We start from the raw sequence: 23,399 nt of genomic DNA on the forward strand, positions 1-23,399 counted from the left end.
GCGCGTGTGACTGATTCAGGTTGGGGTATTTATAAGCGGTTATTGGGCTATGTTAAGCCGCACTGGCGTGCTTTTGCGCTAGCAGTGGTGGGGTTTGTGGTGTATGCCGCGTCAAGCACCGCATTGGCAGAAATGATGAAGCGCCTGATTGATGGCATTCAAAATCCAGATGCGGCCTTCCGACTATTCCTGCCGCTTTTTGTGATTATTATGTTTTCAGCCAGGGGGCTAGGGACTTTTTTAAGTACCTATTTCATGGCCTATGTGGGTCGCTATGTGATCCATACCCTGCGTTGCGATGTATTTGCCCATCTACTCCATTTGCCCGGTCGATTTTTTGACCACCACTCCAGTGGGCAGCTGGTGTCGCGGGTGACCTATCACGTCGAGCAAGTCGCAGGGGCGGCTACTAAGGCGGTGACAGTTATTCTTCGTGAAGGTCTGTTCGTCGTTGGCCTGGTGCTTTATCTGCTCTGGACCAACTGGATGCTAACGCTGCTGTTTTTAGGCGTGACGCCGATTATCGCCGTAGTGGTGAGCTACGTCAGCAAGCGATTTAGGCGTATTTCAAAACGCATTCAGCACTCAATGGGCGATGTGACTCATATTGCATCGGAAGCCCTCTCAGGCTACCGAGTGGTGCGTACCCACGGCGCAGAAGATTATGAAAAGCAGCGCTTTGAGCGAGTGAGTGAAGAGAATCGTCGTCAAAGTATGAAAGAGGCCATGACCCGGGCGGTTAGCTCACCGGTGATTCTGATGCTGGTGGCGATATCGATGGCTCTGCTGGTATGGCTCGCGATGGCACCTTCGCTGATGGCGAATATGACCCCCGGTGAGTTCGTGGCCTTTATCACCGCAGCGGCGCTAATGATTAAACCCGTGCGGCAATTAACCGAGATTAACGGGGAAATTCAGAAAGGCCTGGCGGCCGCGTCAGAGCTTTTTGGGCTGCTGGATATGACGCCCGAGCAGGATAGTGGCAAGCGCATCGCCAGCCGGTTAAGCGGTGATGTCGTTATCGATAATGTTAGCTTTCGCTACGCTGAAGATCAGCCCGCAGTGCTGCACGATATTAATCTTCGTCTTGCACCGGGAGAGCTGGTGGCCATTGTCGGGCGTTCGGGAAGCGGCAAGTCCACCCTGGTGAGCTTGTTACCCCGCTTTTACCGGCCCAGCCAAGGCTGCATTACCATTGACGGGATTAATATTGATGAGTATGCGCTTGGACCGCTGCGCCAGCAGATTGCCTTGGTCTCCCAACAGGTGACGCTATTTAATGCTTCAATTGCCGATAATATTGCCTACGGGGTTACCAATCCTGATCCGCAGGCCATTCAGGCGGCTGCCGAAGCGGCCTACGCACATGAGTTTATCGACAAGCTCCCTGACGGTTATGCGACAACGGTAGGTGAAAACGGTGTAATGCTCTCGGGCGGACAGCGTCAGCGATTAGCGATTGCTCGGGCCATCTTCAAAGATGCGCCGCTACTGGTCTTGGATGAGGCCACGTCAGCGCTGGATACCGAGTCAGAGCGGTATATTCAGAAAGCCTTAGAGCGGGTCTGCGAAGGCCGCACAACGCTCGTAATTGCCCACCGCTTGTCGACCATAGAGCGGGCCGACCGCATCATCGTGATGGATCAGGGGCGAATAATTGAAGAGGGTCCCCACCAAGCGTTGCTGGATGCTGACGGTGCCTATGCCGCATTACATCAGCTGCAGTTCCAAGAAGCTCTATGACGTTGTCTAAAAGAACTATTTCTAAAAGGACTATCTCTAAAAGGGCTACGTCTAAAAAAGATATGCCTAAAAGAGCGCTGACAAAACGGTCACTGTCAGAGCGCTGGCTTCAAGGCGCCTACCAGGGCAGCCGCTGGCTGTGGCCGTTGAGACCGCTAGGTGCGCTTTATCAATGGGGTATGGCCCGCCGTGAAATGGCTTATCAGCGCGCTAAAAAACGTGCTTGGCATGCGCCCGTGCCCGTTATTGTAGTCGGTAATATCACGCTAGGCGGTACTGGTAAATCACCTGTTGTGGCATGGCTGGCCCGCTGGCTGGTGTCTCGGGGCTGGTCGCCAGGCATTGTTACCCGCGGCTATGGCGGAACATCGCCACACTATCCCTTGTTTGTCACTACCGCCACTAACGTTGCAGAGAGCGGCGATGAACCCTTGATGCTCGCGCAGCAGACGGGGCTGCCGGTGGTGGTGGACCCCCAGCGTGCCAGGGGGGCTCAGGCGTTAGTGGCGGCTGGGTGCGATATAATACTTAGCGACGATGGTTTGCAGCACTTGTCGCTGGCACGGGATATTGAGCTAGTCGTGGTTGATGGTGCCCGTGGCTTAGGCAATGGTCGCTGCTTACCCGCCGGGCCGCTGCGTGAGTCGCCGGGGCGTTTGCGGCGCGTTGATGCGGTGATCGTCAATGGTGACTCACAGCAGCCGTTGCCGGTTGGCTCTGTCACTACGATGCAGCTAGTCCCGCAGTGCTGGCGCCGCTTAGAAGATGGCGCGCGGTTTTCGCTCAATCCACTGCCGTTTACGTTACCGGTTCACGCGGTGGCGGGTATTGGCAATCCCGAGCGCTTTTTTCGCACGCTTTCCGATTTGGGGGTCAGCGGTGACTGGCATCCCTTGGCCGATCACCAGCAGTATAGCGCAGAGGCGCTAAACTTTACTGACATCCGCCCGGTGATCATGACGGCCAAAGATGCGGTTAAATGTTATGCCCTGGCACCGCCGAATAGTTGGGTACTGGACGTGGAAGCCACGCTTCCATCCGAATTTGAGCACTGGCTGGCAGCACGGCTGTCGGCACTTTCCAAAAGGAGACATGCTAATGGATAAGGAACTGCTGGCAATGCTGGTCTGCCCGTTGTGTAACGGTAAGCTGAAATATGATCGAGACGCTCGAGAATTGCGCTGTCATTACGATGGCCTGGCCTATCCCATTCAGGAGGGGATTCCGGTGATGCTACCGGAGGAAGCCCGTGTTATGGATGCCGATGAAAAGCTGCACACTTCATCTGGCCGTTCGCCAGGACACTCAGGAGGCGTTTAATGGCGTTTCCTGATTTCACTGTGCCTGAATTTACAGTAGTCGTACCCGCACGCTATGGCTCCACCCGGTTACCCGGCAAGCCGCTGCTTGAGATTGCCGGTGAGCCAATGGTAGCCCATGTTTGGCGCCGCGCCCGCCATAGTCACGCTAGTCGAGTGGTCATAGCGACGGACGATAGCCGCATACGTGATGCCATGTTGCCATACGGTGCCGAAGTGATTATGACGCGTGCCGATCACCCTTCCGGCACTGACCGCTTAGCCGAAGTGGCTGACCTCTTAGCGCTAGCGGATGATGCACTGCTGGTCAATGTGCAAGGCGACGAACCGTTAATTCCCCCCGCGCTGATTAACCAAGTGGCACTGCGTTTAGCCGAAGACCCGGCTGCATCGATAGCCACCTTGGCTGAGCCGATTAACGATGTCGCCACGCTGTTTAATCCTAATGTGGTAAAGGTCGTGCGCACGCTCCAGGGCAGGGCACTGTATTTTTCCCGCGCGCCAATTCCTTGGGATCGTGAGCAGTTCAAGGAGCCGCCCGCGTTACTCGCAACCGATGCTTGGCTGCGTCATATCGGTTTGTATGCTTACCGCGCGAGTTTCCTGGCGGCCTACCGAGACTGGCCCGCCTCGAGCCTGGAGCAGCTAGAGCAGCTTGAACAATTGCGTGCCCTGCAGAACGGCCATGCAATTCAGGTAGCATTAGCCTGTGAGGTAAATCCCACCGGTGTTGATACGGCCGAAGATTTAGCGCGTGTTCGTGAGCTGCTTGGCTAGTGTTTGGGTGGGTAATGTTAAGTAAGCCCAGCCTTTAAGGAGAGCTTTCGTGAAAGTGTTATTTGTGTGTCTAGGCAATATCTGCCGTTCTCCTACCGCAGAAGGTGTTTTCCGCCGAGCTATCGAGCAAGCAGGGCTCGCCGACGAGGTTCAAATCGACTCCTGCGGTGTCGGTAGTTGGCATGTGGGCAAGGCGCCAGATGTGCGAGCTCAGCAGGCCGCCTTGTGCCGAGGCATCGATTTAAGCGGCCTACGTGCTCGTCAGCTAAACGAGCAGGATTTTACAGAGTTCGACTATGTACTGGGCATGGATCAGGATAATTTACGCGCCATGCGCGACCTGAAACCTGCTAATAGCCAAGCCCATATCGGCCTGTTTCTAGATTTCGCTGGTACGCCTGGTGCTGAAGTGCCAGACCCCTATTACGGTGGCGAAGAGGGCTTTGAAAACGTGCTGGATATGATAGAAGCAGCCTCACAAGGGCTGATTCAACACCTCAAGCGTGGGCGCTGAAGTGGTGGCTTTGAAACTACAAGCTAACGTCGATTTAACGCACGCCAACACGCTGCGCCTCCCTTGCCAAGCCGTGCATTTTGCAGCGCCAACGGCGTTGTCGGAGTTACGCGCTGTGCTCGCTCATGCGCACCAGCAAAACTGGCCCGTTACGCTGCTAGGCGGTGGCAGTAATGTGCTCCTGCCTGATCATTTGTCGGGCTTGGCCGTGCGGCCCGCTTTAAACCAATGCTGGTTTGTTCGGCGAGAGGGGAGTGTTTATGCCCACGTCGGGGCTGGGGTTAATTGGCATGAGCTAGTAATGGCGACTGCCGAACGCGGTCTGTGGGGTATTGAAAATTTGGCGCTGATTCCAGGCAGCTGTGGGGCGGCGCCGGTGCAGAATATTGGCGCCTATGGTGTTGAACTTGCCGATACGCTGGAAGCGGTTCAGGTAATGGAGCTTTCCACGGGCCGTTCATACTGGTTAAGCGCGCAGGAGTGCGCCTTTGGTTATCGTGAGAGTATTTTTAAAGGCTCTCTCAGCGGTAGCGTAGCGATTACCCAATTGGTCCTGCGCCTCTCCCGACTTCCAACACCAAAGCTAAATTATGGCGATCTCGCCGCACGATTATCACATATGCCCACGCCGCTTGAGGTGGCTAAGGCCGTCTGTGTTATTCGTCGGGAGAAGTTGCCTGACCCCGAGGTGCTTGCTAATGCGGGAAGCTACTTTAAAAATCCGTTGATCGAGGATGCGCAGGCAGCGAAGCTTTTGCACGCATATCCCGCCATGCCTCATTTTCCCCAGAAAGATGGGCGAACTAAACTGGCAGCCGGTTGGTTAATAGATCAGTGCGGATTGAAGGGGATGCGCGATGGTGCTTTCGGTGTACACCAGCATCAAGCCCTAGTGCTAGTACATTTTGGCGGTGGTAATCGTCAGGGGCTAATGAAAACAGCGCGCTATATCGCCGCCCAGGTCGCATCACGCTTTGGCGTGCACTTAGAACCAGAGCCACGTTTAATTAACGACTAGCCAACTGACTAGGTTGATACATGCCATAACGCAAAATCCCCGCCGAAGCGGGGATTTTTGTGACTGCAACACCCAACCGATTTACTCGGAGTGAGTGTCTTGCTGCGCTTGTTTACGTTTTTCACGCGGGTCATTGTGGGCCCGGGTGCGACGCCGCCGTGGTTTGGGCGTGCTGTCTTCGTCAAGCGCTTCTGCAGGTGCTTCAGCAGGCGTTTCAACAAGCGCTTCGCTAGCGACTGGCTGAGGCTCTACTTCAGTCGTAGGGGCTTCAGGTGTCGCTAATTCGACGCTCGTTGGCTTTTGTTGCTCAACGTTTTGCTCTTCTTCACTAGACTCTTCGCTAGCGTGATTGAGCTCACTAACGGAAGGCTTTTCAGGTGAAGACACTGGGGCGACACTGTCAGCCGCGCTTGGCGCTACTGCTTGCTGAGGTGTTTCCTGAGTGTCAGTTTCCGCAGCGGGCTGAATCTCATCGCTGCGATCCGTAGCAGTACCGGTGGGAGGCGTGGTGGCAGCCTCATCACTGGCGGCAGAATCGACAGCGTGTTCTGCAGGCTGTTTAATCGCTTCAGGCGCTACCGCTTCGCTAACAATCGGCTGGCTATCGTTAGTGTGCTCGGTTTCAGCAGCCGTCGAACTGACTTCAGCAGGTTTTGCTTGTGGCTCGTCGTTCGCGTCAGCGGCGGTGACAGTTATCGATTCATCGCCTGCCGTGGGCGCTGGTTCGCTTGACTGGTCAGCAGTAGCTTTCGGCTCAACGGCTTCCACCGCTGGCTCTTGTGCTACGGCGGGTGCCGCTTTGGGCTGACGGCGCTGATGCGTCGATTTGCGCGCTTTGGCGTTCTCTGCCACCGGTTGGTCAGCGGTGGTGGCGTTGTCAGCTTGCTCACCCGTTTCGGCAGTATGGGTGGACTCTGCCTCTGGCTGAGCAACATCAGCGTGAGGAACGTCAGCTGTTGCAACGTCAGCAACATCCGGTGCTTTGGCTGCCGGCGCTTGAGCTTCTGCTACCGGTGCTTGAAGCTCTGGCGTTTCAGCTGCTTGTTCAACAGGGGCTTCCACTGGCGCTTCTGCCTGCAACTTCAACTGCTCGGCTTCTGCCTGAGGATTGATCGCCTGGGTGCGCGTACGGTTGCGCGGGTTGTTGCGCGTACGCTTCGGTTTACCGTCGTCCGGCGCAGCTTCCGGCTGTTTGGCCGTCTCTTCGCGCTGGTTGTCACGGCGGGACTCTTTCGGCGCAGCGCTTTTGCTGTTATTTGCCTCTTTGGCAGAGCTGTCAGCCTGAGCCTCTTTTCGAGGCGCTTTAGTCGCTGTCTCTTGACCGTTGGCATCGTCTTGCTGAGGGTGGCGACGACGATTGCGGGTGCGGCTGGGGCCGCTGCGCTTATCGCTATTATCATCGCTGGTTGCACGGGGTGAGCTGCTGCGCTGCTCGGATTGTTGGTCAACTTTCTGCTCAACCTTTTGTTCCGCTTTTTGCTCTGCTCTTTGTTCAGTTCTGGCGCTACTATCGTTGCGCGACTCGTTACGGCTTGTGTTGTCACCGCGCTCTCCACGGGATGACTTCTGCCGTGACTCGCTGTTGCGCTGAGTGGTTTTGCGCTCGCTCGGCTTACGCGACACCGGGGTTTCTACCTTGGGTGCTGGCGCGGGTTCGGCACTGCTTTCGTCGCTGCCTAGCAGCTTGGCGAAGCCTCGCATAAAGCGGCCTAAGACACTCGATTGCTCGCTGGCTACCGGTGCGGTTTTAGCCGAAGGCGCAGGGGAAGCGGCAGGCGCTTTCTCTTCGGTTTGCAGTGATGCCGGGGCAGGCGCATTGTGGGTAACGCTTTTCACCGCAGCTTCTGCCCGTTGAGCGGGCGGCACGAAGCTGGGGGTTGGTTCTTTGCCTACTTCGGTATCGGTGGAGAGCTCGAAGCTTGATAAGCTTTGGGTATCATCTTCATCCAGATGGTCGTCGCGCAAGCGCTGAACGTCGTAGTGCGGCGTATCCATATCAGGGTTGGGCAGCAGCACGACGCGAACGCCTTGGCGGGACTCAAGGTCAGCCAATACGCTGCGTTTTTCGTTCAGCAGATAGGTGGCGACCGGTACCGGCAGAATGGCGCGGATCTGCGCGCTATTCTCTTTCATGGCCTCTTCTTCAATCAGGCGCATAATGGATAGCGACAGCGAGCGTACGTCGCGGATAGTGCCTTGACCGTTACAACGCGGGCAAACCACGCCGCTGGTTTCGCCCAGCGAAGGACGCAGGCGCTGACGGGACATTTCCATCAAGCCAAAGCGTGAAATACGGCCGATCTGTACCCGCGCGCGGTCTAGCTTCAGCGCATCGCGCATGCGGTTTTCAACTTCACGCTGGTTGCGCGCAGGGCCCATGTCGATAAAGTCGATAACCACCAAACCGCCGATATCGCGCAGGCGTAGCTGACGAGCGATTTCATCGGCGGCTTCAGAGTTAGTCTGTAGGGCGGTTTCTTCGATATCACTGCCGCGAGTGGCGCGGGCGGAGTTGATATCGATGGAGACCAGTGCTTCAGTATGATCGATTACAATCGAGCCACCGGAAGGGAGCTTCACTTCGCGCTGGTAGGCCGTTTCAATTTGCGATTCGATCTGGAAGCGCGAGAACAGCGGCACTTCATCCGCGTAGAGCTTGATCTTCTGCTGGTACGATGGCATTACCTGGCGAATAAAGCCCAGTGCTTCGGCGTGAATCTCGGGGCTGTCGATCAAGACTTCGCCGATGTCCTGGCGCAGGTAGTCGCGCATGGCGCGAATGATGACGTTGGATTCACGGTAGATCAGGAACGGGGCAGGGCGCTTAGCGGCTTCGGTGGTAATGGATTCCCAAACCTGAACCAGGTAGTCCAGATCCCACTGCAGCTCTTCTGGATTGCGGCCAATCCCCGCAGTGCGCACGATCAGGCCCATTTTGTCGGGTACGGTGAGCTGCCCCATGGCATCTTTGAGCTGACTGCGTTCGTCGCCTTCGATGCGGCGAGAAATACCGCCTGCCCGCGGGTTGTTGGGCATCAGCACCAAAAAGCGACCCGCCAGACTAACAAAGGTAGTTAACGCGGCGCCTTTATTGCCACGCTCTTCTTTATCGACCTGAACGATGACCTCTTGGCCCTCTTTGAGCACTTCTTTAATGCTTGGACGTCCAGAGACGTCTTTCACAAAGTACTCTTTAGAGATCTCTTTGAGCGGCAAAAAGCCGTGGCGGTCAGCGCCGTAATCGACAAAGGCAGCTTCAAGTGATGGCTCTACGCGAGTAATTTTACCGCGATAGATATTGGCTTTTTTCTGTTCTCGAGCGCCGGATTCGATATCCAGATCGTAAAGGCGTTGTCCATCAACCAAGGCGACGCGCAGCTCTTCGGGCTGGGTCGCATTAATAAGCATCCGTTTCATAGTATCTCGCATAGCGTTGCGTGCCGGCGAACTGCCTATGGGGTGACGTAGGCGAACCGCTGGGTGCTGCGTGCTTGTGCTCGGCGCATTGCAATGCTGACGCGTCAAGCCGGGAAGGCGTCATCGCCAACCCGGCCAATAGGGCGTTGAGTACGTGGCGGAGGCAGGACGTGTTCCGGTGGCTGTCACGTCCATCCGGCCCTGCTGACACCGCCAACACCTGGCATTCATCGATTCACCAACGCCGGCCACCGGCACAGCGTTGAACTTGTCGCCCGGAGTCAGTCAGCGCCTTGTGACGAATAAGACGGAGCTACTCAGGGCGTGGCGTTGTTTAGTTACTGCCTGCCGTTGAGGGCTAGGCTTACTTTCATCTGCCGGCATAAAAAACGGCCGGCAGAGTTACTGCATTTTTAAGATCAGCTTTTAATACTGGAAAACGGGCAATGCGTACACTGGTGCCGTTTTTTGTTCAGGCCTGCGTGTTAGTCGGGCAGGCGCATTAACCAAGCTCAGCGGTGATGCTCTCTGCTAACAAATTTAACCAATTAGCTATCGATCAGCTAGTCGCTAGCGCTAGACAGGACAGCTTTCTGCGCTTAGCTGGTGAACAATTTCGAATATAACAGTAAAGACTACGACCAGCAATTGACGCAATGCCCTTGGGTCTACGCTAGAATGCCGTTTTTAGCTGATGTCACAGACTCAAAGCAGGAGTAAGCGGTAATGTCCGAAGGGCGTGAAGTGCAGTGGGTGGATATCGCCCCGGAGCAAGCAGGTCAGCGAATTGATAATTTTCTCATGACGCGTCTTAAAGGTGCGCCTCGCGCACTTATTTACCGGATTGTGCGTAAAGGAGAGGTGCGCGTTAATAAAAAGCGCGTCAAGGTCGATTATCGCTTACAGGCGGGCGATCTAGTCCGCGTACCTCCGCTGCGCCTAGCGCCTCGCGAGGCGGTTAAGGAAGTGAGCGATAATTTACGCGATCTATTAGTCGGCAGCGTCATTATGGAGGGCCCGGACTGGATGGTGCTCAACAAACCTTCCGGATTGGCGGTGCATGGCGGCAGTGGGGTTAAAATCGGTTTGATCGAGGCGCTGCGTCAGGTGCGCGATGACCTGAGTTTTCTGGAATTGGTTCACCGCTTGGATCGCGATACGTCGGGCTGTTTGCTGCTGGCTAAATCCCGTGATGCGCTGGTCACTCTCAATGAGTCGTTAAAGAAGCACGGAATGGATAAGCGCTATTTAGCGTTGGTTAGCGGCCGTTGGCCCGCACGTAAAACCTATGAAAGCGCTCGTTTGGATCGCTTTGATGCCGGTAACGGCGAGCGGCGTGTGCGGGTAGACCCCAATGGTAAGGTGTCACGCACGCACTTTTCGGTAGTGGAAGCCTTCGAAAAAGTCACTCTTATAGAAGCCGAGCCGGTCACGGGTCGTACCCACCAAATTCGCGTTCACGCAGCCCATGCGGGTCACGCGCTGTTGGGCGATGATAAATACTCCACCCGGGAAAGTGGTTTGCTCACCAAACAGCTAGGGTTGGGGCGGCTTTTCCTGCATGCCCGCGCACTCACTTTCCCTGAGCCGACAAACGGTCGGCCGGTAACCGTCAAAGCGCCACTACCAGAAGCCTTGGAAGAAACCCTCGTTCGCGCTCGTCGATAAAGGAGCTGCTATGCAGTACGAGCTGATTATATTTGATTGGGACGGCACTTTGATGGACTCGGTGCCGCGCATTGTATCGTGCATGCAGGCGGCGGCTCTGGAAGCCGAGTGGGGGGAGCTGTCGGCGCCTGAGGTGGAGGATATAATTGGGTTAGGGCTGCCCGAGGCTATCGCTCAGCTTTGCCCGGGTATTATGCCTGCGCAAGCCGAGAGGCTTCGAGAGCGCTATTCACACCACTTTGTGACGGTAGATACGACACCGATGCTGTTTTTCACGGGAGTGGAAGAGCGGATCGCTCGGTTGCGCAGCTGTGAACAGCAGCGGTTGGCGGTCGCGACGGGTAAAAGTCGCCGCGGGCTAGACCGTGTTTTTGCTGAGACCGGCAGTGGTGACTGGTTTCATGCCAGTCGAACCGCAGACGAAACACGATCAAAACCGCATCCACAAATGCTTTCAGAGCTGCTGGCAGAGCTAGAAGTGCCCGTCGAACGGGCCGTCATGGTCGGCGATACGGAGTACGACCTGGAAATGGCCCGGTCGATTGGTATGGACCGTATAGGCGTGACCTACGGCGTGCACGCGCCAGAGCGATTGGCAGAGAGTCATCCAAAGTGGATTGTGCATAGCGTTGACGAGCTTTTTGATCGTTTACACGGTTAAGCTGCCTGGGATTATAAGGATATTTTATGAGTGATGATCGCTGGACAGAAGGTCCTGAAATTACATCCGACCGCGTTGCCCCAACGGCTGGCGCGCCGGCTGACGATGCCGAAACCCTACGCGAACGTCAACGGCTCGCGCAGGTTGAGATGATGGATCACTGGATAGGGGGCGTGTTGACCGAGCAGCGGCGCACCCGTCGCTGGAAACTGTTTTTCCGTTTGATGATGCTGGCTATTGTGTTGGCAGCCCTCTTTGCCACGCTTTATAGCCTGTTTTGGGATTCTCCTGGTGTGACGGCGCCTACCCAGCGCCACTTAGGGATCGTGGACGTTAATGGCGTGATCGCCAGTGACTCCCCAGCCAACGCTGAGCGCGTCATCCGGGGCTTGAGCCGTGCTTGGGAGTCGGAGAGCGCTGCAGCAGTGGTGTTACACATTAATAGTCCAGGCGGTAGTCCGGTTCAGTCTCAGCGGATTTATGCTGAAATCATGCGCCTGCGCGAACAGGGTGATAAGCCAATTATTGCTGTGATTGAAGATATCGGTGCCAGCGGTGCTTATTATATTGCGGCGGCCGCGGACGAAATTGTGGCGTCGCCTGTTAGCTTGGTAGGTTCGATCGGCGTTATTTACGCGGGCTTTGGGTTTGAGGAGGCGATAGCGCGGATTGGCGTTGAGCGACGCTTGGTGACGGCGGGTGACAATAAGGCCTTTTTAGACCCATTCCAGCCCTTAGACGAAGAGGCTGAGACGTTTTGGCAGAGTGTTTTAAACCAGACGCATCGTCAGTTCATTGATGATGTCCGCGCAGGGCGGGGCGAAAGGCTCAGTGATAGTCCGGAAATATTTTCAGGCCTAGTTTGGAGTGGTGAGCAGAGTGTCGAGCTAGGCCTAGTTGATCAGTTAGGCAGCCTCGAGCAGTTGTCTCGCGACCGAGTGGGAAACACAGACTGGGTAGATTACACGCCGAGCCTTGATCCATTTGAGCGCCTCACCAGACGATTTGCTCAGGTTGCCGCCGAGGTGTTGGGGGTTAGTGCGCCCCACACCCCGCTCCGTTTTTGATCGTTAATCCTCGTCGTTGGCTCTGTTGATTAGTGCGCGCCAAGCGGATCAAGTCCCGCTTGGCGCAGCATGTCGCAGAGCGCTATCAGCGGTAGCCCAATGAGTGCGTTCGGGTCGCGGCCTTCCAATTTTTCAAACAGCGCAATACCTAAGCCTTCCATTCGAAAGCTGCCGGCACTGTCGAGCGGCTGTTCTTTAGTCACGTAGTTCTCGATCTCATGAGTGCTTAACGTACGAAACACTACCTCGAACGGCTCGACGTGCACTTGGTGGCTCTGGCTACGTGTATCCACCAGCGCTAAGCCGGTCAGGAAAGTCACGCGTTGGCCAGAGAAGCGGGCGAGGTTGGCGCAAGCCTTCTCTACCGTATGTGGCTTGCCAAGGATGTCGCCTTCAAATACCGCGACTTGATCTGAGCCTATAATGCAGTGGTGAGGATGATGCGCCGCAACGGCGTTGGCTTTGCTCAGTGCGAGCCGATGAACCAAGGCTTGAGGTGTTTCACCGGGGTGGGGCGTTTCGTCAATATCAGGAGAATGACACTGGTAAGGCAGTTGTAGTCGATCCAGTAGCTCGCGCCGCCAGCGTGAGCTTGAGGCCAGTATCAACTCTGCCGTTGCGGTTGTTGCCTGTTTGCTCAAGGACTCGGTCATTGATGAGGTCACAAATAAACTCCTGCTGGCTGTGTGATGGCACGAATGCAATGACAAAGCAGTAGAGTGTAGCGAAAGCAGGTAAACGTGCCTATGTCGGTTGTTTGTTGAGTTTCATCTTGGATGTTTAATCAGTGCTATGTGGGTTATTTGGTGAGGATGGTATGAAGAATTACACTGACGGCTTTGACACCAGCAGGGGGAGTGCCTATCATTGCGCGCCTATGTTGACCTCACAACTCCCCAGCCGGGTTGAGCCTTATAAGCTTGCAGCCCGCCACGAACGAATCGAAGGCTTGGTAGCGCTTGATAAGCTGCCACGTCTTGCCGAAGAAGCGGGTATCCAAACTGGCGACTGTCATGTCGTGCTTGAGTTTGGCGTCGATGCTCAAGGCCGTCGTGAAATTCGTGGCCACTTGCAAGCGACGTTGGCGCTTGCCTGCCGACGCTGCCTGGTGCCGCTGCCTCAAGAGGTAAGCAGTGACTTTTTGCTTGGAATGGTCACTGACGAAGCCTTAGCGGCCGAGCTGCCTGCTAGTCATGAACCGGTGCTGGTGGAAAAGGAACAGCTGGATCTTTTGACGGTGGTTGAGGATGAGTTGATTCTTAGCCTGCCTCAAGTGGTCTATCACGATGAAGCCGAATGTCATGTCTCGGCGGAGCAGCTGGTCAGCAAAGCAGAAGGCGCGGCGCCAGAAACAACGCCAGCGACGAACCCTTTCGCGGTGCTAAATGTCTTGAAAGGCAAAAAATAAGCACCCTTTACCTTAAATACCTTGGAGTAAACACCCATGGCAGTTCAGCAGAACCGTAAAACTCGTTCCAAGCGCGGCATGCGTCGTAGCCACGATGCGCTAACCGCTCCTACGCTGTCTCAGGATAAAGAAACGGGTACGACTCACCTGCGTCACCACATTTCTCCGGACGGTTTCTATCGTGGACGTAAAGTGATTGAGGTATAAGCCTCAATTGCGTTATTAAGCGGCTAAACGGATTCAGTGCGGTATGCGCCTAGCGATTGATGTTATGGGGGGTGACCAAGGCCCTCATGCGATTATCGCAGGCTCCGCAAAGGCGGCGGTCGAACACCCCGGTCTTGAGCTGACTCTGTATGGTCCGCGTCAGCAAATTCTTGCTGAGCTTTCACGCTTGCCGCAGCCTCTGGCTGCGGCAACGTCACGTTTGGTGGTGTGTGATGCCCCGGAGAGCATTACGCCATCGACAACGGCAGCCTGGGCATTGCGCAGGGGGCATTCAACCAGCATGGTGCACATGTTGCGAAGTGTCGCTCAGGGCGAGGCCGTTGCTGGCGTGAGTGCCGGTAACACAGCAGCGCTTGTAGCTTTGGCTAGGCGCGAGCTGGGAATGATCGAGGGGATTTCCCGACCGGCTATCAGTACGGCGATTCCTGCACGCCAAGGGCGTCGCTGTTATCTGCTGGATCTTGGGGCCAATGTCGATTCCCCTGCCCATCGGTTGGTAGATTTTGCGTTAATGGGCGCTGCGATGGCGCAATGTGTCGATGGCACAGCGTTGCCGCGTGTTGCGCTGCTTAATGTTGGCGCAGAAGCAACCAAGGGCAGTGCCAGCGTTCGCGAAGCTGATCGTTTGCTGCGTGAATATGCTAGCACGAGCAGTGGTGCCTTCGTTTACCAGGGCTATGCCGAGGGTGGCGACCTGTTTAAAGGCCAGTTTGATGTGGTGGTGTGTGACGGTTTTGTGGGTAATGCCGTGCTTAAAGCAAGTGAAGGCTTGACGAGTATGTTGGTTGAACGCGTGCAGATGGCATTTGAATCGCGCCTAAGTGGCCGTTTGGCAAGCCTACTGGCCAAGCCTGTGTTAAGGCGCTTAAAGCAAGAGCTTGATCCCGTGCGTTACAACGGGGCAAGTTTGTTGGGTTTACGCGGCATAGTGGTGAAAAGTCACGGTAGTACCCATGCCGATGGTTTTTACTACGCTATCCAGCGCGCCCTTCGGGAAGTAGAGCATAATTTACCTGCGCGGATCGCAGGCCGCTGGCAAGCGTCATCAAGTGAGCAAAATGGCGCGAGCTAGCTATAATTAGATAATAAAGAGTTATTTTTTGCGGGTTTATAGGTGGCATCAGGATGTGCCAATAACCTCGCCGATCGCTCATATGAGCAAATGCCGACAAAAGCAAAGGTGAACGACATGTCTCAACCCCTTGCCCTCATTTTTCCCGGGCAAGGCTCTCAGCAGCTGGGAATGCTGCGAGAGCTTGCCGAGCGCTATAGTGTGGTGGGAACGACATTTGAGGAAGCGTCGGATGCTTTGGGCTACGATTTGTGGAAAGTCGTCCAAGAAGGTCCGGAAGCATCGCTTAATGCAACCGCCTGCACCCAGCCTGCGCTGCTCTCTGCCAGTGTCGCTATTTGGCGCGTGTGGCAAGAATTGGAAGGGCCGCGACCGACGGTTATGGCGGGTCACAGTCTGGGCGAGTACAGCGCGATGGTTTGTGCTGGCGTCATGAGTTTTGCTGAAGGTGTTAACTTAGTGCGTCTGCGCGGTGAAGCCATGCAGGAAGCTGTGCCCGCCGGTGAAGGCGGCATGGCAGCGATCCTCGGCCTAGCGGACGAAGCTGTTGAAGCTGCTTGTGAAAAAGCCGCTCAGGGCGACGTTGTTTCAGCGGTCAACTACAACTCTCCGGGTCAGTTGGTGGTGGCAGGCTCCAAAGCGGCCGTGGAACGAGCCATCATTGCCTGCCAAGAGGCCGGGGCCAAGCGCGCCATGGCCTTGCCTGTTTCTGTTCCTTCGCACTGCGCGTTGATGCGCCCGGCAGCCGAACGCCTGGCAGAAGCCATGCAGGCCATTGAGCTGCGAACGCCACGCTATACCGTTATTCAAAATGTTGACGCCAAGCCGCATACCGATACAGCGACACTGCGCACACGCTTAATCGAACAGCTATATCAGCCGGTACGCTGGAGTGCTTGTGTGGAGGCAATGGCCAATCAAGGCGTTGAAGTATTTATTGAGTGCGGACCTGGAAAGGTGTTGACCGGCCTCAATAAGCGTATTGTGAAGGGTAGCAAGGGGTTAGCAGTCAATGATCCTGATAGCCTGAATGCTGCGCTTGAGCTAGCGCGAGAAACACTGGCTGACAAAGCGTGACCAAGGATTGTTTTATTACGCTATCCTTGATTAATTACACGGTTAGAGGCAGACCTTATGACGCAAGAAAGTAGAGTTGCTCTGGTCACAGGGGCGAGTCGCGGTATTGGACAGGCCATTGCTCGTGAGCTTGGTCGTCAAGGTCGTATCGTTGTTGGGACGGCGACTAGTGAGTCTGGTGCTGAGAAAATTGACGCTGATTTGAAAGCGAACGGCATTGAAGGGGCGGGTCTATGTCTTAACGTGACAGACCAAGCCAGCATCGATAGTGTGTTGAAAACCATTACTGAGCGCTTTGGTGCGCCGACTATTTTGGTCAATAACGCCGGTATCACGCGTGATAATTTGCTGATGCGCATGAAAGAAGATGAGTGGGATTCCGTAATGGATACCAATCTGAAATCTGTCTATCGTGTTAGTAAGGCGTGTTTACGGGGTATGACCAAGGCGCGTTTTGGGCGTATTGTGTCGATTAGTTCTGTGGTGGCAACCATGGGTAACCTGGGCCAAACTAACTATGCTGCAGCTAAAGCCGGTATGGAAGGTTTTAGCAGAGCCTTGGCGCGAGAGGTATCCTCTCGAGCAATTACGGTGAATGCGGTGGCGCCGGGCTTTATTGCCACTGACATGACCGAGTCGCTCCCCGAGGCGCAGCACGAGATGCTGCTTAAACAAATTCCGTTAGCTCGTTTAGGGGCGCCGGAAGAGATCGCCGCAGCGGTAGGTTTTTTGACCAGTGATGCAGCCGGATATATCACTGGCGAGACACTTCACGTGAATGGCGGCATGAATATGCGTTGATGGCCTTGGGCTTGGCGGTTGCGTCGACCCAAGGGCGTCTATAAACTACCCCGCAGCTTTTGGCTTGCGGTTTCCAAATAGCTGGTTATCAAAAACGGCTAATGTGAACGACTGGAGTACGTTGATGAGTACTATTGAAGAGCGCGTTAAGAAAGTTGTAGCAGAGCGCCTGAACGTTAAAGAAGAAGACATCCAAAACAGCTCTTCTTTTACAGAAGACTTGGGTGCTGATTCGCTCGACACCGTTGAGCTGGTCATGGCTTTGGAAGAGGAATTCGATACTGAGATTCCTGATGAAGAAGCTGAGAAAATCACCACGGTTCAAGAAGCCATCGATTACGTGAACGCCCACCAGTAAGGGCTGCGTCGATGCATCGAACCTGGGTGGGGTGTTAGTCACCCGCCTTAAGAGCCGTCCTTTCGCAGGGCGGCTTTTTTGCTTTGCTGCCGTTATGCTTATAACGTTCAATCTCCGTTATACTATTGACCAAATTTAAGCAGCAAATGACCCAAGTGGGTCGCGTCACCATGGATGCCTGGAGGAAAGCTGATGGCACGGAAAAGGGTAGTGGTAACTGGGTTAGGCCTGGTGACCCCAGTGGGTAATAGCGTTGATGAGTCATGGGCCAACATTGTGGCCGGTAAAAGCGGTATTACCCCTATCGAACATTTTGACACCAGCGGCTTCAATACGCGGTTTGGTGGGTCGATTAAAAACTTTGATATTAGTCCGTACCTGAATCCAAAAGATGCCCGCAAGATGGATCTGTTTATTCAGTACGGCATGGCAGCAGGCGCCCAAGCGGTAGAAGACTCTGGTATCGAGTGTACCGAAGAGAATGCAGATCGCATCGGTGTGGCTATTGGCTCAGGCATTGGTGGTCTACCCATGATTGAGCATAACCACAACGCACTTAATAAAGGCGGCGCTCGCAAGGTATCGCCATTCTTTGTACCGGGCTCCATCATTAATATGATCTCGGGCAATATGGCCATTCAGCATGGCTTTAGAGGGCCGAACATAGCGATTACCACCGCCTGTACCACAGGCACCCACAATATCGGTTACAGCGCTCGCACCATCGCCTATGGTGATGCGGACGTCATGATTTGCGGTGGCGCTGAAATGGCGACCACGCCGTTAGGTTTGGGTGGTTTTTCCGCCGCTCGCGCGCTCTCGACGCGTAATGACGATCCCCAAGCGGCTAGCCGCCCCTGGGACGCAGACCGAGACGGTTTCGTGTTATCAGACGGGGCGGGTGTGTTGGTGCTCGAAGAGTATGAGCACGCCAAGGCGCGTGGCGCTAACATCTACGCTGAGCTGGTGGGATTCGGTATGAGTGATGACGCTTACCACATGACCTCGCCACCGGAAGATGGGCGTGGTGCAGCGCTCTCAATGCGCAATGCAATCAAAGATGCCCAGATAGACGTTTCTAAAGTGCATTACATCAATGCTCATGGAACGTCGACGGCTGCGGGTGACTTAGCCGAAAGCCGCGCTATCGGGAATGTGTTGGGCGACGCTGCGAATAGCGTGGCAGTGAGTTCCACTAAATCGATGATTGGCCACCTATTAGGTGCAGCAGGCGCTGTTGAAGCCGTATTTTGTATCTTGGCTATTCGAGATCAGATTGCGCCACCGACGATTAATTTGGATAACCCGCAGGAAGGTTGCAACCTCGATTACGTGCCGCACGCTGCACGTAATATGCGCATCGATATAGCGCTTTCCAACTCGTTTGGCTTTGGTGGCACTAACGGCTCGCTCCTGTTTAAAAAGATATAGTTGCAGATGGCTCAGCCCTCAGCGTCTGTTGATAATTACGTGCCTTTCGATGATCGTGGGCTAGCGTATGGTGATGGCTTGTTTGAAACGGTACTGTTGCGCGCTGGCGTACCGGTACTGTGGCGCTATCACACAGCACGCTTAGCGCGGGGCTGTCATCGTTTAGGGATACCACTACCTAGCCAAGCAGCGCTTGACGCGACTTGGCAAGGCGACCCGACCGCTGAGTTCGAAGTTCTAAAGCTCATACTGACCCGTGGCAGCGGAGGCCGTGGCTATGCCCTGCCAGATCAGGTGGAGTCGCGTCTGTTGAGTCGTCGAACGCCTTTTCAGCCGTCGGCAGAGCATTGGCACCAAGGTGTGACGGTGCGACTTTGTGACCTTCGTTTAGGGCATCAGCCACGGCTGGCGGGGATTAAACACTTAAATCGCTTGGAAAATGTATTGGCGCGTCAAGAGTGGAGTGATACCACTATTGCCGAAGGCGTGCTTGCCGATAGTTATGGCCACGTGATTGAAGCCACCAGTATGAACATTTTTTGGCAGCAGGCCGGGAAGGTGTTGACACCTCTGCTTGACCAGTGCGGTGTGGCAGGTACGCTGCGTGCTGCATTGATTGATCGAGGTGCTGTGGAGCAGGCATCACTGCCGCTCCATCAGCTTGCGGCGGTAGAACGACTGTGGGTGGCAAATTCTGTTCAAGGCGTGTGGCCCGTTACGTCACTGCTTGCAGCTGATGGCTCGCTGATACAGCGTTGGCCTGTCAGTAAGCTCGACCCATTTCAACGTTTGGCACATCAACTATTAGATGTTGCCTAAGCGTAGTGTGATAGATATTGCTCTGTAATTTCCTAGAGGTGTCATGGTGAAACGGTTATTAACCGCTTTATTGGTATTAGTCGTCATCGGGGCTGCAAGTGTGGCAGGCGGTTATTTCTATTGGCAGAGCCGATTAGAGGCACCGCTAGTGCTTGATGAGCCAATGCTTTACCAAGTGCCTTCTGGCGCGGGCTTTAATCAGGTAGTTGCGCAATTGGAAGACCAGGGCGTGCTGGAAGATGCCTGGGCGTTTCGCTTGCTAGCACGGGTCGAGCCAGAGCGTGTGCCGCGGCTGCGTACCGGTGAATATCAGCTGTTGCCGGATATGAGCGGTCTGGAAATGATGGCACTGTTGGGTAGCAATAAAGTGGTTACCTACTCGCTGACCATTCCTGAGGGATGGTCTTTTCGACAGATGCGCGATTTGCTCAATGCAGCGCCGAAGCTCGACCACCGCACTGCGGAGTTGAGCGACGCGGAGGTGATGGCCCTACTCGACCGCGAAGGCACTTTTCCAGAAGGCTGGTTCTTTCCCGATACCTATCGCTTTCACCTGGGTATGAGCGATGTCGATATCCTGCGTCAATCATTGGAGCGAATGGAGCATATTCTGGAAGAGGTGTGGGAGGAGCGTGCAGACGACCTAACCATTGACTCTCCCTATGAGGCGCTGATCATGGCCTCCTTGATTGAGAGGGAAACGGGTGCTCCAGAGGAGCGGCGCGAAATTGCCGGGGTGTTCAAGCGTCGTATGGAGCAGGGCATGCGTCTGCAAACCGACCCGACGGTTATTTACGGAATGGGGGAGCGTTATGAGGGGCGGATTACCCGCGCTGATCTGCGTGAGGCTACTCCTTACAATACCTATGTCATTGACGGGATGCCGCCCACACCGATTGCCATGCCGGGACGTGCCTCGTTAGAAGCGGCAGTGAACCCGTTGCCTGGCGAAACGCTCTATTTTGTCTCCCGTGGCGATGGCACACACCATTTCTCGCGAACGTTGCGTGAGCATAACAATGCCGTTAATCGCTATATCCGCAATCGATAATCGCCATGACAGAATGCCAATGATTGATGACCACTGTAAGGGAGCATGATGAGTAAGCGTGGACGCTTCATTACGCTAGAAGGCGGCGAAGGCGTGGGGAAATCCACCAATGTGGGCTTTGTCGCCGAGTACCTGGAGGCCGAGGGGTTGGAAGTGGTGCGCACTCGCGAGCCGGGCGGCACGGTTCGCGGCGAAGCTATCCGCGCGCTGCTGCTGGACCCCGCGCCCCAAGAGCCGCTGCACATCGATGCAGAGCTGCTGCTGATGTTCGCCGCGCGAGCGCAGCACTTGGCAGAAAAAATACTCCCCGCCTTGGCAAGAGGGGCATGGGTGGTCTGCGATCGCTTTACCGATGCGACGTTTGCCTATCAAGGTGGTGGACGAGGTATTGCCAAAGAGCGTATCGCTGTATTGGAGGATTTTGTTCAACAGGGACTCTCTCCTGATTTAACACTCTTGCTCGATATGCCCAAAGAGGCTGCAAAGCAGCGGTTAGAATCACGCTTGCGTGACCGTCATGAACAGCGTGACCGTTTCGAACAAGAGCAGGGTGACTTCTTTCAGGCCGTGCGTGACGCCTATTTGGCACGCGCAGAGGAAGCCCCCGGACGCTTTGCGGTGATTGATGCCCAGCACTCACTAGGCACGGTACAAGCGCAGATTCGTCACACTCTGATGGAACGGGTCGCCGCATGGCGTTAACCGGCGTAATGCCTTGGCACCAAGCCACATGGCAGCATTTAACCCGCTTGGCAGACAGTGGGCGCATGCCTCATGCGCTATTAATTCACGGCGCCCATGGCGTGGGTAAGCAGCAGTTGGCAGAGGCATTGATTGCCCGAACGCTATGCGCATCGCCTGCTGATCAAGCCTGTGGCCATTGCCATAGCTGCGCGATGCTAGCCTCAGGTTATCACCCGGATCTGTTGAGGGTCTCGCCGGAAGAGGGCAAGCGCCAAATCCGCATCGACCCGATTCGCGAGGTTAATCGCTTTGTCTCACAAACCGCCCAACAGGGTGGCTATCGTGTGATTGTGATTTCGCCTGCCGAGGCAATGAACGTCGCCGCCGCTAACGCGCTGCTAAAAAGCCTGGAGGAGCCGGGCGATAAGACGCTGTTCATTCTGCTCTCAGACGTGCCCTCACGCATGCTAGCCACGATTCGCTCTCGCTGTCAGCAGTGGTCATTGCCAAGCGTTACCTTTGAGGCTTGTCGCGGTTGGTTAATTGAGCAATTGGGCAGCGCCGATGAAGCCTACTTCTGGTGGCAGGTGGCAGGCGGACTGCCGCTGCTCGCCGTGGAGTTGGCGGCGCCTGAAGAGCGTGCCTTACGCCATCAAATTCACGACAGTTTTGAACAACTGGTGCGCGGCGCTGAGCCTGTTTCGGAGGCCGCACGCCTGGATCGCCAGGCGATTGATGCCATCTTGTGGTACGGTATCGCGTGGCTGGAAGACCTGATCCGTCTGGGTTTATCCGGTGAAGGGGCGGTGTTGCATAACCCTGATCTCGAGCCGCTCTATCGTCAAGCAGTTAAAAATGGTCGCGCTCAGGACTGGTTTCGCCTGCTCGATTATGCCCGCGAACAGCGACGACTGTTGGCGGTGGGGGCAAACCCCAACCCTCAGCTAGTGCTTGAAGCATGGTTAGTACGCTGGGCGGCATTGCTTCGCTCATAGCGGTATTTGTTCATTCCCCCACGGCTGTTCAAAACAGTGCACCGAGGTCGTCATGGTAGCTCAGAAAGCGCTCTCTCTTACCGTCCCGGATGTGTCGACACTGCTTTCCGCGTATATGCCTTTTCTGGACCGTGGGGGGATTTTTGTACCTACTCAGACCCCCTACGCGCTTGGCCAGCAAGTGCTTTTACTGCTTACGCTTCCGGGTGAAAGCGAACGCCTATCGATCACCGGACAGGTCGTGTGGGTATCGCCGGACGGGGTAAGTGGTCGTCGTATGCCAGGCATTGGCCTTCATTTCAGCCAGCAAGACTATCTCGTGCGTGACCGCATTGAGACGCTGCTTGCCGGCCAGTTAGATAAAGCAGCGCCCTCGTTCACGCTCTGAATCAAATCGTCGCTTACGCTCTGAATGCAGTTATCATCGTGTTTAGGGCCTAGCCGTTGTCGAGACCTATATGTTTGTTGATTCACATTGTCATTTAGATCGTTTATCCGACCAGACCCATGGGGGCGATATTGCCGCCACCCTGGCAGCCGCTCGCGCTGCTCACGTCAATCAGTTTCTTGCTGTAGCAGTTACGTTAGAAGATATGCCGCAACTGGCGGCCATTGCCCGCACCCATCAAGATGTGGTGATTTCCGCTGGATTACACCCCTTGCACCACAGTGAGAGCGAACCCAGCATTGTCGATATTAAAGAGGCCGCTGAGCAGTATGGGGCGGTGGCGATCGGTGAAACCGGCTTGGATTACCACTACCGCGACAGCGTACCTATCGAGATTCAGCACGAGCGCTTCAACCGTCACTTAATCGCTGCGCGAGAGTTAGAGCTGCCGGTGATTATTCATACCCGCGAAGCCAAAGAGGAAACCTTGGCCTTGCTGCGTGAATATAGCGACCCGCGCGTGGGTGGTGTATTACACTGTTTTACTGAAGATATAGCGATGGCCCGTGAGGCGGTGCGACTGGGTTTTTATATCTCGCTATCGGGGATTATCACTTTTCGCAATGCTGCTCCGCTGCGTGAGCTTGCCCGTCAGCTGCCGCTTGATCGCCTGCTGATTGAGACCGATAGCCCTTATCTAGCGCCCGTTCCTCATCGCGGTAAGCCCAATGAGCCTGCTTGGGTGGTGCAAGTGGCTGAATGCATCGCCCAGGAGCGGGGCATCAGTGTCGATGAAGTGGCCATGCAGACGACCGCCAATTTTTATCAGCTCTTTCGTGCCGCGGCTCCCGATGCACCGGAACACGTCAAAGAGGCGCTGGCGCACTCTGGGTTTCTGTAACC

At 55.3% G+C, this 23,399-nt stretch carries 24 protein-coding genes; 22 read left to right on the forward strand and 2 right to left on the reverse strand.

From position 1 onward, the window contains the following. Window positions 1-6: 6 nt before the first annotated feature. The 6 genes from msbA to murB all read left to right on the forward strand — a co-directional run bounded on the left by msbA (window position 7) and on the right by murB (window position 5,371). The gene (gene msbA / locus AC5TBW_RS07230) at window positions 7-1,743 is read left to right on the forward strand and encodes a lipid A export permease/ATP-binding protein MsbA (RefSeq protein WP_495511408.1); all 1,737 of its coding nucleotides are present in this window, start codon (window positions 7-9) and stop codon (window positions 1,741-1,743) included. Between the two features lie 62 nt (window positions 1,744-1,805). Beyond that, the gene (lpxK, locus tag AC5TBW_RS07235) at window positions 1,806-2,849 is read left to right on the forward strand and encodes a tetraacyldisaccharide 4'-kinase (RefSeq protein ID WP_495511409.1); all 1,044 of its coding nucleotides are present in this window, start codon (window positions 1,806-1,808) and stop codon (window positions 2,847-2,849) included. Further along, window positions 2,842-3,063, forward strand: coding sequence for a Trm112 family protein (locus tag AC5TBW_RS07240; RefSeq protein WP_495511410.1), 222 nt, complete (start codon window positions 2,842-2,844; stop codon window positions 3,061-3,063). The genes lpxK and AC5TBW_RS07240 overlap by 8 nt, the downstream gene beginning before the upstream one ends. Then, window positions 3,063-3,839, forward strand: coding sequence for a 3-deoxy-manno-octulosonate cytidylyltransferase (gene kdsB, locus AC5TBW_RS07245; protein WP_495511411.1), 777 nt, complete (start codon window positions 3,063-3,065; stop codon window positions 3,837-3,839). The genes AC5TBW_RS07240 and kdsB overlap by 1 nt, the downstream gene beginning before the upstream one ends. Window positions 3,840-3,888: 49 nt before the next feature. Then, window positions 3,889-4,353 (forward strand): low molecular weight protein-tyrosine-phosphatase, encoded by a 465-nt coding sequence (locus AC5TBW_RS07250; protein ID WP_495511412.1) that lies wholly within the window; start codon window positions 3,889-3,891, stop codon window positions 4,351-4,353. A gap of 4 nt (window positions 4,354-4,357) precedes the next feature. Next, window positions 4,358-5,371: a UDP-N-acetylmuramate dehydrogenase gene (gene murB, locus AC5TBW_RS07255; protein WP_495511413.1), complete on the forward strand. Its 1,014-nt coding sequence runs from the start codon at window positions 4,358-4,360 to the stop codon at window positions 5,369-5,371. Between the two features lie 81 nt (window positions 5,372-5,452). Here murB and rne read toward each other — a convergent pair whose 3' ends face one another. Then, window positions 5,453-8,788, reverse strand: a complete 3,336-nt coding sequence (gene rne / locus AC5TBW_RS07260) for a ribonuclease E (RefSeq protein ID WP_495511414.1) — start codon at window positions 8,786-8,788, stop codon at window positions 5,453-5,455. Between the two features lie 726 nt (window positions 8,789-9,514). Here rne and AC5TBW_RS07265 point away from each other — a divergent pair. The 3 genes from AC5TBW_RS07265 to sppA are packed head-to-tail and all read left to right on the forward strand — an operon-like array spanning window position 9,515 to window position 12,184. Then, window positions 9,515-10,456 (forward strand): RluA family pseudouridine synthase, encoded by a 942-nt coding sequence (locus tag AC5TBW_RS07265; protein ID WP_495511415.1) that lies wholly within the window; start codon window positions 9,515-9,517, stop codon window positions 10,454-10,456. A 10-nt stretch (window positions 10,457-10,466) separates the two neighbouring features. Then, window positions 10,467-11,117, forward strand: coding sequence for an HAD family hydrolase (locus tag AC5TBW_RS07270; RefSeq protein WP_495511416.1), 651 nt, complete (start codon window positions 10,467-10,469; stop codon window positions 11,115-11,117). A 26-nt stretch (window positions 11,118-11,143) separates the two neighbouring features. Continuing rightward, window positions 11,144-12,184, forward strand: a complete 1,041-nt coding sequence (gene sppA / locus AC5TBW_RS07275) for a signal peptide peptidase SppA (protein ID WP_495511417.1) — start codon at window positions 11,144-11,146, stop codon at window positions 12,182-12,184. 29 nt (window positions 12,185-12,213) lie between these two features. On the opposite strand, the gene AC5TBW_RS07280 is transcribed toward sppA, so the two are convergent. Next, window positions 12,214-12,837 (reverse strand): Maf family protein, encoded by a 624-nt coding sequence (locus AC5TBW_RS07280; protein ID WP_495511928.1) that lies wholly within the window; start codon window positions 12,835-12,837, stop codon window positions 12,214-12,216. A gap of 224 nt (window positions 12,838-13,061) precedes the next feature. Between AC5TBW_RS07280 and AC5TBW_RS07285 the strand changes: the two genes are divergently transcribed. The 13 genes from AC5TBW_RS07285 (at window position 13,062) to AC5TBW_RS07345 (ending at window position 23,397) form a co-directional block, all read left to right on the forward strand. Beyond that, on the forward strand, window positions 13,062-13,592 hold the full coding sequence (locus AC5TBW_RS07285; RefSeq protein ID WP_495511929.1) for a YceD family protein: 531 nt from the start codon (window positions 13,062-13,064) through the stop codon (window positions 13,590-13,592). Window positions 13,593-13,628: 36 nt separating this feature from the next. Next, window positions 13,629-13,799 carry a 50S ribosomal protein L32 gene (gene rpmF / locus AC5TBW_RS07290; protein WP_008956805.1) on the forward strand — a complete coding sequence of 57 codons (171 nt, stop codon included), beginning with the start codon at window positions 13,629-13,631 and terminating at the stop codon, window positions 13,797-13,799. Between the two features lie 43 nt (window positions 13,800-13,842). After that, entirely contained in the window at window positions 13,843-14,892 is a 1,050-nt protein-coding gene (plsX, locus tag AC5TBW_RS07295) for a phosphate acyltransferase PlsX (RefSeq protein ID WP_495511418.1), read from the forward strand. Between the two features lie 117 nt (window positions 14,893-15,009). Further along, window positions 15,010-15,969, forward strand: coding sequence for an ACP S-malonyltransferase (gene fabD / locus AC5TBW_RS07300; RefSeq protein ID WP_495511419.1), 960 nt, complete (start codon window positions 15,010-15,012; stop codon window positions 15,967-15,969). Window positions 15,970-16,026: 57 nt separating this feature from the next. Beyond that, a complete protein-coding gene (gene fabG / locus AC5TBW_RS07305) occupies window positions 16,027-16,770 on the forward strand; it encodes a 3-oxoacyl-ACP reductase FabG (protein ID WP_495511420.1) in 744 nt (247 codons plus the stop codon). 124 nt (window positions 16,771-16,894) lie between these two features. Next, a complete protein-coding gene (gene acpP, locus AC5TBW_RS07310; protein ID WP_008956801.1) occupies window positions 16,895-17,128 on the forward strand; it encodes an acyl carrier protein in 234 nt (77 codons plus the stop codon). Between the two features lie 192 nt (window positions 17,129-17,320). After that, a complete protein-coding gene (fabF, locus tag AC5TBW_RS07315) occupies window positions 17,321-18,559 on the forward strand; it encodes a beta-ketoacyl-ACP synthase II (protein ID WP_495511421.1) in 1,239 nt (412 codons plus the stop codon). A 6-nt stretch (window positions 18,560-18,565) separates the two neighbouring features. Next, window positions 18,566-19,378, forward strand: a complete 813-nt coding sequence (gene pabC, locus AC5TBW_RS07320) for an aminodeoxychorismate lyase (RefSeq protein ID WP_495511422.1) — start codon at window positions 18,566-18,568, stop codon at window positions 19,376-19,378. A 43-nt stretch (window positions 19,379-19,421) separates the two neighbouring features. Continuing rightward, window positions 19,422-20,429, forward strand: a complete 1,008-nt coding sequence (mltG, locus tag AC5TBW_RS07325) for an endolytic transglycosylase MltG (RefSeq protein WP_495511423.1) — start codon at window positions 19,422-19,424, stop codon at window positions 20,427-20,429. A gap of 48 nt (window positions 20,430-20,477) precedes the next feature. After that, window positions 20,478-21,131, forward strand: a complete 654-nt coding sequence (gene tmk, locus AC5TBW_RS07330) for a dTMP kinase (RefSeq protein ID WP_495511424.1) — start codon at window positions 20,478-20,480, stop codon at window positions 21,129-21,131. After that, a complete protein-coding gene (locus AC5TBW_RS07335; protein WP_495511425.1) occupies window positions 21,122-22,108 on the forward strand; it encodes a DNA polymerase III subunit delta' in 987 nt (328 codons plus the stop codon). Before tmk ends, AC5TBW_RS07335 begins: the two co-directional genes overlap by 10 nt. 52 nt (window positions 22,109-22,160) lie before the next feature. Next, window positions 22,161-22,496: a PilZ domain-containing protein gene (locus AC5TBW_RS07340; RefSeq protein ID WP_495511426.1), complete on the forward strand. Its 336-nt coding sequence runs from the start codon at window positions 22,161-22,163 to the stop codon at window positions 22,494-22,496. 70 nt (window positions 22,497-22,566) lie between these two features. Then, window positions 22,567-23,397 carry a TatD family hydrolase gene (locus tag AC5TBW_RS07345; protein ID WP_495511427.1) on the forward strand — a complete coding sequence of 277 codons (831 nt, stop codon included), beginning with the start codon at window positions 22,567-22,569 and terminating at the stop codon, window positions 23,395-23,397. The last annotated feature ends 2 nt before the right edge of the window (window positions 23,398-23,399 follow it).

Source organism: Vreelandella sp. ssv (assembly GCF_059448525.1).